The sequence below is a fragment of the Gilliamella sp. B2772 genome (assembly GCF_026536985.1).
Classification (GTDB): domain Bacteria; phylum Pseudomonadota; class Gammaproteobacteria; order Enterobacterales; family Orbaceae; genus Gilliamella; species Gilliamella apicola_E.
The window spans coordinates 20,132-38,389 of sequence record NZ_JAFNNB010000006.1 but is presented as its reverse complement, the minus strand read 5'-3'; the positions used below and the strand labels follow the sequence as shown (position 1 = coordinate 38,389).

Sequence of the window (18,258 nt, the reverse complement as noted above, 5' to 3'; positions counted from 1 at the left end):
CTCATTTAGATTTTTGAGAAATATTTTCCGCATTATGACATAGAGTTATCATTGTTTTAAATAAAAATTCATTATTTGCGCTAACAATTTGTAAAACGCTATGCCAATTTAGTTGCTTGGCTTTTTCGAATATCCGTGGGCTAGTTACCACCAATTGTGCTTCATATTTATGTTTATTTTGGCAATATGTGTCGAGTTGGAGTAGGTGATCGACACTTGTTACGAGTAGGATTTGTTGAGCAATATCATCAGTTAGTATGTTGGCTGGATATTGAATTGGTTGACGAAAATAACATTGTATTGAGGTCACGTTTGCTTTTTGTTGCAACTCTTGAGACAGCAATTGCCGTCCATTGTTGCCACACAAAATTAAAACGGAACGGCCTTGCAAGTCAGTCAATAGTGGTAATAATCCCTCACTATATTCCTCACTTGGATAATCAACGTGAACGTCAGCTTGTTGACTAAACAATTGAGCTGACTTTTTGCCAATGGCAAAATAGCGTAGATGTTTAGGAAAGCTTAGATTAGGTTGATGTTCTTTTATCATATAGCTGACTTGTGGCGATACCACAATTACGATATCTGATGGCGCAAGTTGGTTGAGCTGTTGTTGAAGGTTATTTAGTCCATGACCTGCTAAGATTTTGAATAATGGGAGATGGGTTGCCGGAATATTTGCTTGATTTAATTGCTGGGTTAGCTTATCCCCTTCGGGGGAAGGGCGAGTAATATAAATCATCAATCAATTATTTCCGCTAAAATTTTATCAGCTCCTTTGGCTAACAATTCTGATGCCAGTTGTTGACCTAAGGTTTCAGGCTCGGTTGCTGATTTGGTTAGCGTCGCTTTAATGATTTTGCTCCCATCAATACTACCAACTAACCCGGTTAAAGTTAATAAATCATTCGTTAATTGACTATAGCAGGCGATTGGCACTTGGCAACCACCTTGTAAGGCTTGATTCATTGCTCTTTCTGCTTGGATACAAATTCGGCTGTTTTTATCGTCTAGAGGTGCAAGTAATTTAAGAATCGTGTCATCATTTGAGCGGATTTCAATGCCAACCGCACCTTGCCCAACCGCCGGTAAGATTAGATCTGTTGTTATATATTGTTTGATTCGCTCTTGTAATCCTAATCGCTTTAAACCGACAGCGGCGAGGATGATTGCATCGTATTGTTGATCGTCTAATTTCGCTAGACGAGAGCCTACATTTCCACGTAAATCTTTTATAATGAGATGTGGATATTTTGCTCGCAATTGACATTGGCGTCTTAGACTTGAGGTGCCAACAATGGCACCTTGCGGTAAATCGTCCAAGCTTTGATATTGGTTTGATATGAGTGCATCACGTACGTCATCGCGTTGGCAGATGGTTGATAGGGTTAGTCCCTCCGGGAATTGGGCGGGAATATCTTTTATTGAGTGAACAGCAATATCAGCTTCGTTGTCTAATATGGCTTGCTCTAGTTGCTTTACAAATAATCCTTTTCCACCAATTTTTGACAGTGGACTATCTAAAAGCACATCACCTTTGGTTACCATAGGAAGCAGTTCCACAGTTAGATCGCTATGGATAGCTGTCAGTTGTTCTTTTACATAGTTAGCCTGCCAAAGTGCTAAGGGGCTTTTACGAGTGGCGATGCGAATTTTCAATGGTGTTTCCATTCCTTTCAAGTCTTTGATTATCTTTTCTTTAACTCTTGAGTCGATTTGCCTAAAGTCTTGAGTGCTTTAGGCATGAAGACATTTTTATTTTTTTACGGTTTAAATGTGACGCTTAAAGTTCATCGACAAAACGAATTGCATAACCAATATAATTTGCCGGAGTTAATTGTTTTAATCGTGCTTTTTCATGTTCAGGTAAAGCTAACGAGTCAATGAATTGTTGCATTCCTTGTGCATCAACACGTTTACCGCGAGTGAGTTCTTTTAATTTTTCGTATGGTTTTTCGATACCATAACGGCGCATTACGGTTTGAATTGGTTCGGCTAGCACTTCCCAATTACGGTTAAGCTCTTCAAGTAGATATTCTTGATTGACTTCAAGCTTATTTAAGCCTTTTAGGGTCGATTGATAAGCGATGATCGCATAACCAATACCTACACCAAGGTTACGTAATACTGTTGAGTCAGTTAAATCTCGTTGCCAACGAGAAATAGGTAGTTTGCTACCCAAGTGACTCATAATAGCGTTAGCTATACCTAAGTTACCTTCAGAGTTTTCAAAATCAATTGGGTTCACTTTGTGTGGCATGGTGGAAGAGCCGATCTCACCAGCGATGGTTTTTTGTTTGAAATGATTTAGTGCAATATAACCCCAAACATCACGATCAAAGTCGATCATGATGGTATTGAAACGTGCAACACAATCAAAATATTCGGCAATATAATCATGTGGTTCAATTTGCGTGGTGTATGGATTCCATTGTAATCCCAATGATGTGACAAATTCTTCACTAAATTTGTGCCAATTGATTTGTGGGTAAGCCACCATGTGTGCATTATAGTTACCTGTCGCCCCATTGATTTTACCTAGTATTTCAATTGACTGTAGTTGTTTAAGTTGTCTTTTTAAACGGTAGGCTACATTAGCAAACTCTTTACCAATGGTAGATGGTGTAGCGGGTTGTCCGTGCGTTCTTGATAGCAATGGAAGGTCACGATAAGCTTTAGCTTGAGCGGTGATAGTATCAATCAATTTATTCCAATAAGGAACGATTACTGTATCTCGCGCTGTTTTTAGCATTAATGCGTAAGATAGATTGTTAATATCTTCTGAGGTACAGGCAAAGTGGATAAATTCGTTAATAGCTTGTAGCTCTTCGTTACTGTTTACTTTCTCTTTTAGGAAATATTCAACGGCTTTAACATCATGGTTTGTGGTTTTTTCGATGGTTTTAATGCGTAATGCATCTTGTTCATCAAAGTTTTCTACAATTTGGTTAAGGTGTTTAGTGGCAAGCTCACTTAAAGCTGGGACCTCCAGAATATCTGCTTGGCTAGCTAATTTTTGTAGCCAACGTACTTCAACTTGAACGCGATATTTTAATAAACCATATTCACTAAAAATTGTGCGTAATTCTGTTGTTTTGTCACCATAACGACCATCAATTGGTGATAGGGCGGTTAGAGCAGATAATTCCATCGGTTTTACTCCGTTGCTATTTTTTAATTTAATAACTTTGTTGATTAATTTCTTTTAATAACTCTTGCGCTGCATTAGCTATTCGTTTGCGACTTAATAGGAATTGGAAGCGACTTCCTCCAACTTGATACCATAAAATGGCCGAGCGAACACAACTCAATAGTGAAGATCTGACTTTGGCTTGAACTAATGAATTTTGTAGATATTCAGCTTTACCTACCACTTTGATTTTTGTTGCTAACGGGCTGATGATATCAGAATAGATTCCAGCTAATGAATAAGATAGGTCGTCAATATGATTGTCGATTGTTTCATTATTCATTTCAGGATACAGGCCTGATATTCGTTGTAAACGTTGATCTATTTTATCTAACGCTTCATTATTTTTTAATAGTTTGCTGGTAATACTTAAGGTGCCAAAAAGGTAACGAATCAGTTCAACATGCTGTTTTTGATTAGAGGAGAGTAGGGTAATCAGTGTTTCTAACCCTGTTTTGATATTGTTTATACCATCATAAACATCATCGGTGGTTTTTGGTGATGTGTTGAATATGCTTTTTATCGATACTTGATAAATTGTCGTATTACAAACCCCAGTATTAGCAAGCTGAGGGATAAGTGTTGCGCTTTGTGTCGCGCCGGCAAGAGCTATTGCAATATGATGGTATTTATTGTTCACTTTAATGCTCCTTACTGCTTATAATTCGTTCCTCGATAATTCCACCGCCAAGGCAAACTTCATTTTGATAAAACACTGCTGATTGTCCTGGTGTGACAGCTGCAACAGGTTTGTCAAACATGACTTCAATTTTATCTTCACCAAGTGGTGTAACACAACAAGAGATATCTTGTTGACGATAGCGCGTTTTAACTGTGCAATGAAATGGTTGGGTAACAATTTTACGATCAACCCAGTGCAGTTGTTGGGCAATTAAACCATTTGAAAATAGTGCTGGATGGTCATGACCTTGAGCAACAATTAATTCGTTATTTTTAATATCTTTATCAACTACGTACCATGGAGTGTCGTCGGCTTGTTTTAGACCACCAATGCCAAGCCCTTTGCGTTGACCTAATGTGTGGTACATTAATCCTTGGTGTTGACCAATAACTTCACCATTTACGGTTCGAATAACACCTGATTGTGCAGGTAAATAACGTGCTAAGAAGTCACTAAATTTTCGTTCTCCGATAAAACAGATACCTGTTGAGTCTTTTTTGGCTGCGGTTGCTAAGCCAAGTTGCTCTGCTATCTTTCTTACTTGTGGTTTTTCAAGTTCGCCAACAGGAAATAAACTTTGACGAATTTGGTCTTCACTAAGCGTATATAAAAAATAACTCTGATCTTTGTTGTTGTCGATTCCACGGAGTAATTCCACTTTGTCGCCATTTTCGCGTTTACGGACATAATGACCTGTCGCAATATAATCGGCATTTAAATCTTCTGCTGCATATTCGAGAAATGCTTTAAATTTGATCTCTTTGTTACATAAAATATCTGGATTCGGCGTACGGCCTGCTTTGTATTCAGATAAAAAATGTTCAAAGACATTGTCCCAATATTCTGCAGCAAAGTTGATGGTATGGAGTTTAATATTTAATTTGTCACAGACTGCTTGTGCATCAGCGAGGTCGATAGCTGCAGAGCAATATTCTTCTGTGTCATCTTCTTCCCAATTTTTCATAAATAGACCAACAACATCATAGCCTTGTTGTTGTAATAAATAAGCAGAAACGGAAGAATCTACGCCGCCAGACATGCCGACAACGACTTTTTTTCGAGTGTTTACATTTGGCATAATAACTAAATTAATGGGCAAAAATTTTGTGGTGATTTTAGCATAATTAAGGCTAAATGTATAAGGTTATGCTATGTGGAATGTGATTAGATTGCTTAATTTTATTAATGACATTTTTATTACAATGTTGTTCGCAGAAAAAAATGTAATATCGAGTGATAAAAAACTCCATTGATTTGCATCAATGGAGTAAAAATAAAAAAAAGCGCTATGGCAATATTAATTGAGATTTTTCAATAAATAGATTACATGACCAATTATTTTAAAATCTTTTTGCTCATTTTTCGCTTTCGTAATAGTCGGGTATTTTGGGTTGTCTGAAATCAATAACAGATTTGAACCTTGATTTTGAATTCGTTTAATAGTAATTTGATCGTCATATTGTACAGTATAGAGGAAACCATCAACTGGTTTATTATTTGCTGTATTAATAATGACTATATCATGATTGGATATAGTTGGTTCCATACAATCACCTTTAGCCCACACAGCAGCAAGATCATCTGCTTCACAACCTTGATGTTTAGTTAAAGTGAGATCAAATGGGATCGTATCTAAAATTGTGAATGCGTTAATGGTTTCGTTCTTATTAAGAAACGGAACATTCACTGTACCTCGGCTTAGCGTTTCAGGTAGTAATCGACATTCACCTTTACCTGTTGCTAACCATTCAATTGACACATCGCATTTATCTGCGATAGTAGCCAACCGACTGAGTGATGGATAGGTTTTTCCACTTAAGTAATCACGGATTACGGCTTCGGACATACCAACACTTCTGGCAAATGCATTGCCTGAGCGACCTTCTAATAGGAGAGTTAATCGGTTTTTAAAAGTTTCAATACAAGTATCGTTAAGTGTTCGTGTTTTTTCTTTGGTTTTTTGTTTTTTTTCTTTAGTTTCCATTATATTTCATTCCATTTTCGGTGTTTTTTTTGTTTTTATTATTTTAATTCGTTTTTTTATGTGCTATTCTTTGCCGGTAACTTTTTATCGTTCTAGAATCGTAACACCGATAATCTTTACAATAGCAAAAAATTTAACCAATAGAGGATCTCATAATGAGAGAACAAGATCAAGACTGGACACCATCAAGAGTTGTAGGTGAAATTAAAATTCGAGGCGGAAATTTAAGGGCGCTTTCACGTTCAAGTGGTTTACAGGCTGATACTTTACGTAATGCTTTATATCGTCATTGTCCAAAATATGAACGTATTATCTCTGAATATTTGCAAGTGCCTGTTGAAAAAATTTGGCCATCTAGGTATGAAAATAAGGTTAAAAAATAAGTTACAAAGTTTAAAAGAAGACGCCTTCTATAGGCGTCTTTTTTATTTTAATTCTTATTTTTTAGCTTGTTCTGCTGCTCTAACAATCGCTGCAAAAGCATCTGCTTTTAATGAAGCTCCACCAACTAATGCACCATCAATATCTGGTTGAGTGAATAGTTCTGCTGCATTTTTGTCATTTACAGAACCACCGTATTGAATTATAACTTGTTTAGCGACAGCGGCATCTTGTTTTGCAATGTGGTCACGAATAAATTTATGTACTGCTTGCGCTTGAGCTGGAGTTGCAGATTTTCCAGTCCCAATTGCCCAAACTGGTTCATAAGCAATTACTGCACCATTAAATGCTTGAACACCTAATGCATTAATTACTGCATCAATTTGACGAGCACATACTGCTTGAGTTTGACCTGCTTCGTTTTCAGCTTCTGTTTCACCAATACATAGTACAGGAACGAGTCCAGCTTCTTTTAATACGCCGAATTTTTGAGCGATAAATTCATCTGATTCTTTATGATAAGTACGACGTTCAGAGTGACCAATGATCACGTGAGTCACACCGATTTCTTTTAACATAGTGGCTGAGACTTCACCAGTATAAGCACCTGAAAGATGAACACCAACATCTTGTGCGCCTAAAAGAATAGTTGAGCCACCTAATTGATGTTTAACGAAATCTAAGTACACAGTCGGTGGTGCAATTGCAATATCGCAGTTTGCTTCAGTTGATAGCTCAGCTCTTAGTCCTGCAACTAAGTCTTTAGCCATTTCGATACTTCCATTGAGTTTCCAGTTACCCATTACGAGTGGTTTTCGCATAATTTTCTCCAACTTAAGATTTAAAAAGGTGTTGATTTCAGAATGAATTCGTTATAATACTCCTTATTATACACCAAATAAATTGAGCTTGAGGAAAAATATGTCATTAGAAATATTGAATCAATTAGAAACTAAAATTCAAAACACTGTAAACACTATTAATACCTTGAAAGAAGAGATTTCGAGATTAAAGCAAGGCAATCATGAACTTGAACAATTAATTAATGATAGTTCAGATGAGATGAAAGCATTACGTGACGAAAATGAGAAGTTAAAACAAGATCAACAAGTTTGGCAACAACGTATTCAAACCCTTTTAAGCAAAATTGGTGAAATAACCCAGTAAATGATTCAATTTTTTTAACGCGACTTAGGTCGCGTTTCTTTTATGACGACTAATTAATGTGAAGATGATATTTAAATGCGCGAACAGCTAAAATCTTTATGGCTTACTCAAACCATTCATTTAATAGAATCCGAATCAGGTCGATTTGCTGATCAAGATATTAATCGACAAGTTAAAGTTATGCCAACCTCTTTGGTTAACCGTATCATTACACGTGCAACGATACTGTCTAAACAAAATGGTTTATATTCTGCGCAAAAGGTTATTTTACGTTCTATTAAAATTTCTTTCTGTTTATTACTGTTAATTTCGATTTTTTTAGGTGGTTCATTAACATTTAGCGCTTTGAGTCAAAATCCAATCAATTTGTATTGGGCGCTATTGTGTTTATTAGGTGTTCATTTTATTACGTTCATTATTTGGATTGGTTCATTTTTTTTCTTTTCTCGCTTTGGTGGTAGTTTATTAATCCATTGTTGGTTGTGGATAGCCCAAAAGCTTTATCAAAAAAAGACTGTGCAACAGCTTGTACCGGCTTTTATCACTTTATTTGGTTCTTCAATCCGTTGGTTGCTTGGTTTTGTTCTAAATCTTTTTTGGGTCGTTATTTTATGTAGTGCTTTATTCGTTTTATTGATGCTATTTTCAACTCAGCACTACAGTTTTGAGTGGAAAACTACTTTATTAAGTTCTGATACCATTATTAAGTTAACTCATTATTTAGGTTATGTTCCATCTTTGTTTGGTTTTCCGATTCCAAATGATGATGTGATTAAGCTTAGTGAACACGCTTTAAGTGAAGGTGACATTCGTTCTTCTTGGGCGATTTGGCTATTAGGTGTTTTTATCTGTTATGGATTAGCCGTTCGATTTCTATTAATGACTTTTTGTGGCATCGCTTGGATTGTGAGTAGCCGAAAAATTAAATTAAATTTGGATGATCCTGACTTTCAAATCCTATCCCAACAATTACAGCCACTTTTAACCCAAATGGTGGATGAAGATAAGTTAGGCGAACCTAAATGGCAACTACCAATCTCACAGATTGAAGAAGGAAGTGGTGTCTATTTAGTGGCTGTGGATGTAGATGAGAGTTGGAATCCACCGCATGACGGGCATTTTTACGGATTTTTAAATACTCGTGAGCAGCGAAATGCAATATTAGATCTTTTGCAATTAAAACCAGCGTATAAAGTGTTAATTGCAATCGATACTGATCGAGCACCAGATCGTGGGGTATTAAATTTTGTTCAACAATTAATGAATAAATCACAGCAAAGTCGAATATGGTTTATTAATCAAGGTAAACAATTACATAATTGGCAATCGTTATCTTTACCGTTAGCTAATCCTAGCTGGTTAGATCAGGATAATTAATATGATAACTTCATTGAAATTAGCGATAGTTGGACATGCAAATTTTGGTAAAACTTCACTTTTGCGTGCATTAATAAGAGATAGTCATTTTGGTGATGTTTCTGATAAGCCAGGGACAACGAGACATGTAGAGTCAATCAAACTTCCACTAGCGGATAACACCGACATTACTTTTTATGATACACCCGGATTTGAAGACAGTTTGGCGCTTTATGACTATATCAATCAACTTGTATCGCCAAATAGTAAGCTTGATGGAGTCGATAAATTAACGATTTTTTTACAAAGCCCAGAAGCTGAAAACCTATTCAATCAAGAAGCAAAAGTAATCCGACAGGTGTTAAATTGTGATGCTGCTATCTATGTGATCGACGTGCGAGAGCCCGTTCTACCTAAATATCACGATGAATTAGCTATCTTAACCAATAGTGATAAACCGATTCTTGCTGTACTTAACTTCATTTCTGCTGAGGAACAGAATGAAAAGGAATGGAAAAGATTGCTTTCAAGAATGGGTATTCATGCTATCATTGGGTTCAACGCTGTTTTTCCACCCTTAGACGGTGAAGAAAAATTGTACAATAGCTTGGCGTTATTGGTTGAACCAGCAAAAAAAATATTGGATAATTGGCTAGTTAATATTGCTGAAACTCGTGAATCACGTAATCGTACAGCTAACCAAATCATTGCAGAAGCATTAGTTGATGTGACTGCTTTTTATGAAATGGCAAAATCTGATGATAAGCAAGCTGTCGCTGACATGCAAAATAAAGTCAGGAAACGTGAACAGAAAGCAATTAATGATTTATTGAAGCTCTATCAATTCGATTCAACTCAAGAGAGTGAAGAGAATTTGCCTTTAATCAAAGGCCGTTATAATGCAGACTTGTTTAATCTTGATGCATTAAAAACGATGGGGGTTCACTTGACCAAAGGTTTTGTGTCGGGCGCTACAATCGGTGCTAGCATTGATTTAGCAACTGGGGGATTATCATTTGGTTCAGCTGCGTTAATAGGTGCAGCCGTTGGTAGTTTAATGCAAACTGCTAAGCATTATGGATCGAGAATGCGCTATCAGCTTTCTGGATTTAGTAAACTAAGTGTTGATGATGTGATCATTTGTTTTCTTTCTTTACGATTAGTTCAGCTTAAAGAGAGTTTAAATTTTCGCAGCCACGCGAACCTTAGCCCAATTAAGTTGTCTAAACTTGATGAGAATAAGTGGCAAAAAGGCGTTTTACCTAAAAGTTTAAAGGTAGCAAGACGTTATTCGCAGTGGTCTACGTTGAATAAAGGAACAAGAAGAAATGACAAGAAAAGACAATCGATTATTAACGAAGTTGCGCAGCAGCTGCGGTAGCGTTAAAAAGCGATTATTAGTAAGCTCACTAATTTTATCATTATTCGTATTATTTGGTTGTAGTAGCAGTCATAGCCAAGTATCAGTTAAATCTGATCCTGTGATGTTAGCCAAAATTGAACAGCACTACTCAAAATGGAAGAGAACACCTTACCGTTATGGTGGTACTACTTTAGCTGGTAGTGATTGTTCTGGTTTAGTTATGAACTTCTACAAAAATAGATTACAAAAGACCCTTCCAAGAAGTGCTGCTGAACAAGCTAAATTAGGTTATAAAGTTACCACGCCTAAAGCGGGTGATTTAGTCTTCTTCAAAACTGGACGTAGTCGTAGCGGATTACATGTTGGTATTTATTATGCAGATGGTAAATTCTTACATGCTTCAACTTCAAAAGGTGTTATCTATTCAAACCTGAATGAAGATTACTGGAAAAAACATTACTGGATGACACGTCGTGTGACTGGTCGTTAAAAAAGTTTAATAAATATAATAAAAAACTCTCTATATTTAGAGAGTTTTTTTTTATTCCCAAAAATTGGATCTTCATTAATAAGATTAAACGGATTAATTTAACCAATTAATCCGTTTTTAGATTTAGCTGTCAGCTGGCGTTTCTATATCGGAATAGGTTGCTAGCATCTGCAAGAATTTAAATTTGGAATTAACCATTTTTGCAGATTGCTCATGCAAGGTATTAGCAATCACTGGCTCAAGTGTTTCTAAACGACGGAATCGCTGTTCTTTGAGTAACACATCAGATAATGATTCACTGTTTGGTGCTTTTGAGTCTAGCACTAGACTCGGTTTTCCTTCTTGCATACGACGAGGATCATAACGGTATAGTGGCCAAAAACCTGATTTTACTAAATCTTTCATTTGTTCATGAGATTTAGATAAATCATAACCATGTTCTTCACAAGGACTATAAGCAATAACGAGAGAAGGGCCGTTATAGGCTTCAGCTTCTTGTAATGCTTTTAGGGTTTGATTTAGTTGTGAGCCTAAGGCAACTTGAGCAACATAAACGTGACCATACATCATCACACTCACACCTAGATCTTTACGGGCTTTATTTTTACCTAAATCAGCAAATTTTGATACAGCACCCATTGGTGTAGCCTTCGATTGTTGACCACCAGTATTTGAGTAGCATTGAGTATCAAGAACTAAGATATTTACGTTTTCAGTGAGACTCATTACATGGTCTAATCCACCAAACCCAATATCATATGCCCAACCATCACCACCAATTGCCCATACTGATTTTTCAATTAAGTAGTCAGCATCTTGTATTAGCTCTTTAGCTTCCGATGAGGTTAAATGAGCTAATTGTTGACGCAGTAAATTGACTTGCGTACGTTTTTCATCAATTGAAAGATCCGGAGATTGTAAATTGATTACAATTTCTGGTGAAATTTCGCCTGCAACATGTTCCAACAAACGTAATGCTCGTTTTTTATGTTGGTTATAGGTAATTCGATAGCCAAGGGCGAATTCGGCATTATCTTCAAATAATGAATTTGCCCATGCTGGTCCTCGACCATTATGATCGGTGGTATATGGTGTTGACGGTAAGTTACCCCCATAAATTGATGAACAACCAGTGGCATTAGCAATAGCGAGATGATCACCATATAATTGCGTTAATAATTTGATGTAAGGTGTTTCACCACAACCCGCACATGCACCAGAATATTCAAATAATGGTGTTAATAGTTGCGATGTGCGTATATCTATACGTTCGAGGGTTTTTATTTCACGATCTGGTAGTGCAGTAAAGTACTCGTAATTAGTCCGCTGTGTTTCAAGATTATCAATGCGCGACTGCATATTGATAGCTTTGATATCAAAGTTATTGCGGTCACGTGAAGGACAAACTTCAACACACAAATTACATCCAGTACAATCTTCAGGCGCAACTTGTAATACGTAGCGTTGACCTTTCATATCTCGCGCTTTCACTTCTAGTGAGCTTAACGATTCTGGTGCATTAACTATTTCACTAACCACTTTGGCTCGAATAGCCGCATGAGGACAAGCTACTACACAATGGTTACATTGGGTACAAAGTTCGGGTTTCCAAATTGGAATTTCTTCCGCAATGTTGCGTTTTTCCCATTTAGTGGTGCCAACTGGCCATGTTCCATCGGGCGGGAACGCCGAAACGGGTAAAGTATCACCTAAGCCGGCTAACATTGTTGCAGTAACCATTTTAACAAAATCAGGCGCATTGCTTGGTACGACTGATGGGCGCAATGGGCTACTTTCATCAACACAACTTAATGGAATTTGTTCAAGTGATGCGATGGCTAAATCAAGCGCTTTCCAGTTATTTTCAACAATATCTTGCCCTTTACTGCTATAACTTTTGGCTATAACTTCTTTCAGTTGAGTGATACTGAAATCATTTTTAAATATTTCAGATAAATGAAAGAAAGCGGCTTGCATTACGGTGTTTATTCTTGCCCCTAAGTTACATTCTCGAGCAATTTTAGCCGCGTTGATAATATAAAAGTGCGCTCTTTTCTTAATTAATTGAACTTGAACTTCTTTGGGTAATCTATGCCAGACTTCATCCTTACTATAAGGCGTATTAAGCAAAAAGATTCCATCGTCTTTCAATCTTTCAACGATCTGATACTTGTCAATAAACTGATCTTGATGACAACCAATAAAATGAGCACTGGTGATTAAATACGGTGAATCAATAGGCTCAAGGTTGACTCTAAGATGAGAGGTGGTTAAACCGCCTGCCTTTTTCGAGTCATAAACAAAATAACCTTGAACATAAAACGGTGAGTTATCACCAATAATTTTAATATTATTTTTTGTGGCAGATACGGTTCCATCACTTCCCAAACCATAAAATAATGCTTCAAGTGCTGATTTTTGTGGTATAGATTGTTCTGGTAATGGTAATGATAATCCAGTTATGTCATCGTAAATACCAACAGTAAATCGAGGTTTTGGCTTCTCAATAGCTAATTCATTAAAAATAGCTAATACCGAGCGAGGATCGAACTCTTTCGAAGATAAACCATAACGACCACCAATAATTTGTGGTAAATAACTACGTTCACCGCGAGAAAAACTTTCAGCAAATGCTGTCATTACATCTAAATAAAGTGGTTCTGCTTGAGCGCCTGGTTCTTTGGTGCGATCCATCACCGCGATTTTTTTTACGGTTTGAGGAATAATATCAAGCAGATGTTTTGCTGAAAAAGGGCGGTATAATCTGACGATGACTACGCCAACTTTTTCATCATTTTTGATTAGATGATCAACCACTTCTTTGGTGGTACTGACCCCCGACCCCATAATAACAATAATACGTTGCGCATCTTCTGCGCCATAATATTCGAAAGGCTGGTATTTTCTACCTGTCTCTTTTTCAAATGCCTGCATCGCATCAACAACATGGTTGTAAGCATTTTCATAATAGGGATTAATGGCTTCACGACATTGGAAGTAGGTATCAGGATTAGCTGATGTTCCGCGTATTACCGGCTTATCTGGTGTTAATGCGCGAGCACGAAAAGCTTCAATAGCTTGATTAGGTAGTAAGTTACGAATTTGTTCATCACTGATTGGGTAAATTTTATTGACCTCATGTGAGGTTCTAAATCCATCAAAAAAGTGGACAAATGGTATACGACTATTGAGTGTTGCTATTTGTGAAATTAACGCTAAATCTTGAGCTTCTTGTACTGAGCTAGAACAAAGCATGGCAAAACCAGTTTGCCTGATTGACATGACATCTGAATGGTCACCAAAAATAGATAATGCATGAGTTGCAACGGTACGAGCAGCAACGTGTAAAACAAATGGTGTTAATTCTCCCGCTATTTTGTATAGCGAAGGAATCATTAATAGTAAACCTTGTGATGAGGTAAATGATGTTGCTAGTGCGCCAGTCATTAATGCGCCATGCACGGTCGAGATTGCGCCAGCTTCGGATTGCATCTCAACTACTTTTGGGGTATCACCAAATACGTTGGGCTTATTAAATTCTGCCCATGTGCTGGCTTGCTCAGCCATTGATGAACTCGGTGTAATTGGATAAATAGCAATGACTTCGTTTGCACGATATGCGACAGATGACACCGCACTATTAGCATCTGATATGATCATTAAAAAACCTTGTATTTTATCGTTTTATGACATTACTTAGTTATTATATTTTTTTGACTATTGTACCAGAAAGTAAGATAGCTTTTAGTTATTTTTGTGTTAAATTTTTCCGTTATGACTATCTGTTTTTAATCATGACTAAGCGAATTATCATTGGTAAATCGAATTGCAAAAGTTGATGATTAAGCTAACTTGACAAGTTATTTAAGTTGAAGATTTTTTGAAAGTTTACCAATAAGTAGTATCAATAGCATTGATTAGATAAAAAGTTTATATTATCCAAATAGTTGGATAATATAAACGAATAGTATTATTTAATAATTACACGCTCAGTTGATGATGATGTTTTTATTTCACCTAGTAGCCAGGCTTTTTCACCATGCTCATTAAGCAAATTGATGGCTTGGTCAGCTAACTGTTTTGGTAAAGCGATGATTAAACCAACGCCACAGTTGAAAGTACGATACATTTCATGGCGACTGACATTACCTGCTTGTTGTAACCAATTGAAGATTGACGGCCATTGCCAGCTTAATTCATCAATAATCGCTTGAGTGTTATCCGGTAAAACACGAGGGATGTTTTCCCAAAAGCCACCACCAGTAATATGGGCAATTGCATGAACGTCGATTTTGGAAATCAAATCGAGAACAGATTTGACATAAATTTTGGTTGGAGCAAGTAGATGATCAGCTAATGGTTTTCCATCTAATTGTTCAGTAGCTGGATTTACACCACTCACTTCGATTATTTTTCGAACTAAAGAGTAGCCATTAGAGTGGGCGCCACTGGATGCAAGAGCAATTAAAGCATCACCATCTTGTACTTTACTCCCATCAATCATTTCTGCTTTTTCAACTACGCCAACACAAAAGCCGGCTAAGTCATAATCATCACCGTGATACATTCCTGGCATTTCAGCTGTTTCACCGCCAACTAAAGCGCAGCCTGATTGTTTACAACCTTCAGCGATACCTGTAACGACTGTTGCTGCAACATCAACATTAAGTTTACCTGTTGCATAGTAATCTAAGAAGAATAACGGCTCCGCACCTTGAACAATCAAATCATTAACGCACATTGCAACTAAATCAATACCAATTGATTCATGGCGGTTTAAATCCATTGCCAGACGTAATTTTGTGCCCACACCATCAGTACCTGATACTAAAATAGGTTGCTTATATTTTTGCGGAATTGCACATAATGCACCAAAACCACCTAGTCCACCCATAACTTCAGGACGTTTGGTCTCTTTTACAACAGATTTAATGCGATTTACCAGTTCATTGCCTGCATCGATATCGACACCGGCATCTTTATAGCTAAGAGATTTGTTATTTGACACGGGAGCAGTCCTTACAGTAGAAAAATTGTTTGATATTTTAGCAAGGATGAAATTTATTGGCGACTAATTATTGATAAAATAACTTATTAATTAAAGAGATTCATTGTTCTCAAACCAACTCTCTAAAATAATAATGGCAGAAGTTGCATCAACATGACCTTTTTCAAGCGCCCGATAACCACGTGAAGCAAAAATGTGTGATTTAGCCTCAACTGTGGATAATCGTTCATCTTGTAGATGTACTTGATAACCAAACATACCATGCAAACGGTTAGCAAATTTGCGAGCTCTAGCGGTTAAAGGTTGTTCTGTGCCATCCATATTTAATGGTAGTCCAACCACTAAATAATCGGGTTTCCATTCATTAAGTACTTTTTCAATCGCTTGCCAATTAGGTATGCCATCACGAGCTTTAAATGAACAAAGTGGGTTAGCGGTTTTGGTGATGTCCTGACCAATAGCTGCACCAATACTTGCAGTACCAAAATCAAATGCAATAATAGTTGCCATTGTCTATGCATTACCCATTTGGTGAGAAATAGTACTGATATTAATGCCCAATGATTCAGCCGCTTTTTTCCAACGATCCTCAATAGCCACTTCAAAAATAATTTGTGGATCAGCTTCGGTAACTAACCAGTCATTTTTGGCTACTTCACTTTCAAGTTGTAATGATTGCCAACTTGAGTAACCCAGTGCTAGAAAGATATCTTTTGGTTGTTCTGGAGAGCCAATCGATTTCAATGCGTCAAGTGATGTGGTTATCATCACATCATCAGAAATCTGTATACTTGATGCAAACCCCTTATGAGGCGTGTGTAAAATAAAACCTTGCTCCTCGGCAAGTGGTCCACCACAAAATACTGGATGCTCAAGTTCAGCACAACTTTTTGAGGCAGTGATTTCAAGACGGGACAATACGGTTTCAACATTGAGATCTATAATAGGCTTATTCAAAATAATACCCATTGCACCATCACGATTATGTTCACAGATATACACCACAGAACGACTAAATACTGAATCATGTAGTGTTGGCATTGCAATAATAAAATGATTTTTTAAATTCATACGCTCACATTGTTGTTAAATTATAATGCACATTTACCAATTTTGACTTTATGTTCTACATTACAACGCATTAATACTTCTGGATGATTGGTTTCTTCATTAATTGATTCACCAATAATTTCAAAATCCTGCGATAAGTAAAAGTTAATCGCATCACTATTTTGTTTATACACATGTACCAATAATTCATTGTGACGCTGTTTTGCTTTTTCAACTAGCGCAGCTCCAGTTCCTTGATGACGAAAACCTTCTTCAACAAAGAGTCCAGAAATATAATTCTCAGTTAAACCTATAAAACCTACTACGCCATTAAGATCTTGGACATAGATAGTTGACATTGGAATCAACATTTTAACTATATCGTAGTTCTGTTTAAAAAATTCAAGATCAATAAAGTTGTGAGCTTGTTCATTACCTTGTAGCCATATCTTCATAATCGCTTCTAAATCTTTTGGTTGGTATTCTCTAATCATTTTTTTAACTCTTCTTATTTAATCTTGATTCAATCGCGTCCATTAAAAGCCCCGTGATTGATAAATCTGGATGGGCAGTTTCAATTTCTCGTACACAAGTTGGACTAGTGACGTTAATTTCAGTTAATTTATCCCCAATTACATCAAGTCCGACAAATAAAAGTCCTTTTTGTTTTAATGTTGGTCCAATACTGTTGGCAATTTTCCAATCACTTTCACTTAAAGCTCTTACTTCACCATGTCCGCCAGCGGCTAAGTTTCCACGTGTTTCACCTTTTTGAGGTATCCGCGCCAAACAATAAGGAACCGGAACACCATCGACAACTAAAATACGTTTATCACCATCTTTTATTGCTGGGATAAAATTTTGCGCCATACAGTAACGAGTATTATGCTCGGTAAGTGTTTCAATTATCACAGACACATTGGGATCATCTTGTTTGATTCTAAAAATTGACGAACCGCCCATACCATCAAGTGGTTTTAAAATAATGTCATGAAATTGTTGGTGGAAAGCCTTAATTTGTGATGTTTGGCGAGTAACTAAAGTTTCCGGCGTAAAATCAGCAAACCAAGCAGTAAATAATTTTTCATTACAATCACGTAAGCTTTGTGGCTTATTAACCACTAATACGCCTTTATCTTCAGCGCGTTCTAAAATATAAGTCGCATAGATAAATTCGGTATCAAAAGGCGGATCTTTACGCATTAGTATCACATCGAGTTCACTTAATGCTATTGTTTGTTCGTCACCAAAATCAAACCAATGTTCACTATTGTTATGAACTGTTAGTATACGAGTGGTTGCACTTGCTTCACCATTACGTAAAAACAGATCATTCATCTCCATATAATAGAGTTGATAACCTCGCTTTTGTGCTTCAAGCAGCATAGCAAAGCTGGTATCTTTTTTTAATTTGATATGGCTGATGGGGTCCATAACAATACCAAGTTTAATCATGTTGACTCCTTACTGATTTTATCTGATTGCATTGAATTTGCTGTTGATGACTTGCACGCTTTTCTACCTATTTAATATTGCTTATAAGAAAACAAGGCCGAGCGTGGTTTTAGCAATAAAAATCAAGTTTTG

At 36.7% G+C, this 18,258-nt stretch carries 18 protein-coding genes; 5 read left to right on the top strand and 13 right to left on the bottom strand.

Features of this window, described 5'->3' with window-relative positions; translation table 11 throughout:
- Position 1: 1 nt before the first annotated feature.
- The 6 genes from J3T98_RS10720 to J3T98_RS10695 all read right to left on the bottom strand — a co-directional run bounded on the left by J3T98_RS10720 (position 2) and on the right by J3T98_RS10695 (position 5,856).
- Positions 2-742, bottom strand: a complete 741-nt coding sequence (locus tag J3T98_RS10720; protein ID WP_267362827.1) for a uroporphyrinogen-III synthase — start codon at positions 740-742, stop codon at positions 2-4.
- On the bottom strand, positions 742-1,671 hold the full coding sequence (hemC, locus tag J3T98_RS10715) for a hydroxymethylbilane synthase (protein WP_267362825.1): 930 nt from the start codon (positions 1,669-1,671) through the stop codon (positions 742-744). The genes J3T98_RS10720 and hemC overlap by 1 nt, the downstream gene beginning before the upstream one ends.
- Before the next feature lie 112 nt (positions 1,672-1,783).
- Entirely contained in the window at positions 1,784-3,151 is a 1,368-nt protein-coding gene (purB, locus tag J3T98_RS10710; protein WP_267362824.1) for an adenylosuccinate lyase, read from the bottom strand.
- A gap of 28 nt (positions 3,152-3,179) precedes the next feature.
- Complete coding sequence (gene hflD / locus J3T98_RS10705) at positions 3,180-3,830, bottom strand: high frequency lysogenization protein HflD (protein WP_065733943.1); 651 nt, start codon at positions 3,828-3,830, stop codon at positions 3,180-3,182.
- Between the two features lies 1 nt (position 3,831).
- Positions 3,832-4,950: a tRNA 2-thiouridine(34) synthase MnmA gene (gene mnmA, locus J3T98_RS10700; protein WP_267330713.1), complete on the bottom strand. Its 1,119-nt coding sequence runs from the start codon at positions 4,948-4,950 to the stop codon at positions 3,832-3,834.
- A 219-nt stretch (positions 4,951-5,169) separates the two neighbouring features.
- Entirely contained in the window at positions 5,170-5,856 is a 687-nt protein-coding gene (locus J3T98_RS10695; protein WP_220225934.1) for a LexA family transcriptional regulator, read from the bottom strand.
- A 155-nt stretch (positions 5,857-6,011) separates the two neighbouring features.
- Between J3T98_RS10695 and J3T98_RS10690 the strand changes: the two genes are divergently transcribed.
- Positions 6,012-6,239 (top strand): helix-turn-helix domain-containing protein, encoded by a 228-nt coding sequence (locus tag J3T98_RS10690; RefSeq protein ID WP_065562654.1) that lies wholly within the window; start codon positions 6,012-6,014, stop codon positions 6,237-6,239.
- 54 nt (positions 6,240-6,293) lie between these two features.
- On the opposite strand, the gene tpiA is transcribed toward J3T98_RS10690, so the two are convergent.
- On the bottom strand, positions 6,294-7,058 hold the full coding sequence (tpiA, locus tag J3T98_RS10685) for a triose-phosphate isomerase (protein ID WP_065733946.1): 765 nt from the start codon (positions 7,056-7,058) through the stop codon (positions 6,294-6,296).
- A 100-nt stretch (positions 7,059-7,158) separates the two neighbouring features.
- On the opposite strand from tpiA, the gene zapB reads away from it, so the two are divergent.
- The 4 genes from zapB (at position 7,159) to J3T98_RS10665 (ending at position 10,613) form a co-directional block, all read left to right on the top strand.
- On the top strand, positions 7,159-7,404 hold the full coding sequence (gene zapB, locus J3T98_RS10680) for a cell division protein ZapB (RefSeq protein WP_065562652.1): 246 nt from the start codon (positions 7,159-7,161) through the stop codon (positions 7,402-7,404).
- 75 nt (positions 7,405-7,479) lie between these two features.
- Positions 7,480-8,781 (top strand): DUF2868 domain-containing protein, encoded by a 1,302-nt coding sequence (locus J3T98_RS10675; protein WP_267362823.1) that lies wholly within the window; start codon positions 7,480-7,482, stop codon positions 8,779-8,781.
- Between the two features lies 1 nt (position 8,782).
- Positions 8,783-10,141: a DUF3482 domain-containing protein gene (locus tag J3T98_RS10670; RefSeq protein WP_267362821.1), complete on the top strand. Its 1,359-nt coding sequence runs from the start codon at positions 8,783-8,785 to the stop codon at positions 10,139-10,141.
- Positions 10,089-10,613 (top strand): C40 family peptidase, encoded by a 525-nt coding sequence (locus tag J3T98_RS10665; RefSeq protein WP_081299493.1) that lies wholly within the window; start codon positions 10,089-10,091, stop codon positions 10,611-10,613. Before J3T98_RS10670 ends, J3T98_RS10665 begins: the two co-directional genes overlap by 53 nt.
- Before the next feature lie 123 nt (positions 10,614-10,736).
- On the opposite strand, the gene nifJ is transcribed toward J3T98_RS10665, so the two are convergent.
- The 6 genes from nifJ to gshB form a co-directional block, all read right to left on the bottom strand.
- Positions 10,737-14,273 (bottom strand): pyruvate:ferredoxin (flavodoxin) oxidoreductase, encoded by a 3,537-nt coding sequence (gene nifJ / locus J3T98_RS10660; protein ID WP_267362819.1) that lies wholly within the window; start codon positions 14,271-14,273, stop codon positions 10,737-10,739.
- Between the two features lie 310 nt (positions 14,274-14,583).
- Positions 14,584-15,621, bottom strand: a complete 1,038-nt coding sequence (gene purM / locus J3T98_RS10655) for a phosphoribosylformylglycinamidine cyclo-ligase (protein ID WP_267330717.1) — start codon at positions 15,619-15,621, stop codon at positions 14,584-14,586.
- Positions 15,622-15,711: 90 nt separating this feature from the next.
- A complete protein-coding gene (ruvX, locus tag J3T98_RS10650; protein ID WP_065562647.1) occupies positions 15,712-16,131 on the bottom strand; it encodes a Holliday junction resolvase RuvX in 420 nt (139 codons plus the stop codon).
- Positions 16,132-16,134: 3 nt separating this feature from the next.
- The gene (locus tag J3T98_RS10645) at positions 16,135-16,692 is read right to left on the bottom strand and encodes a YqgE/AlgH family protein (protein WP_065562646.1); all 558 of its coding nucleotides are present in this window, start codon (positions 16,690-16,692) and stop codon (positions 16,135-16,137) included.
- A 20-nt stretch (positions 16,693-16,712) separates the two neighbouring features.
- Positions 16,713-17,165: a GNAT family N-acetyltransferase gene (locus tag J3T98_RS10640; RefSeq protein ID WP_065562645.1), complete on the bottom strand. Its 453-nt coding sequence runs from the start codon at positions 17,163-17,165 to the stop codon at positions 16,713-16,715.
- A gap of 4 nt (positions 17,166-17,169) precedes the next feature.
- A complete protein-coding gene (gshB, locus tag J3T98_RS10635) occupies positions 17,170-18,126 on the bottom strand; it encodes a glutathione synthase (RefSeq protein WP_267358133.1) in 957 nt (318 codons plus the stop codon).
- Positions 18,127-18,258: the final 132 nt, after the last annotated feature.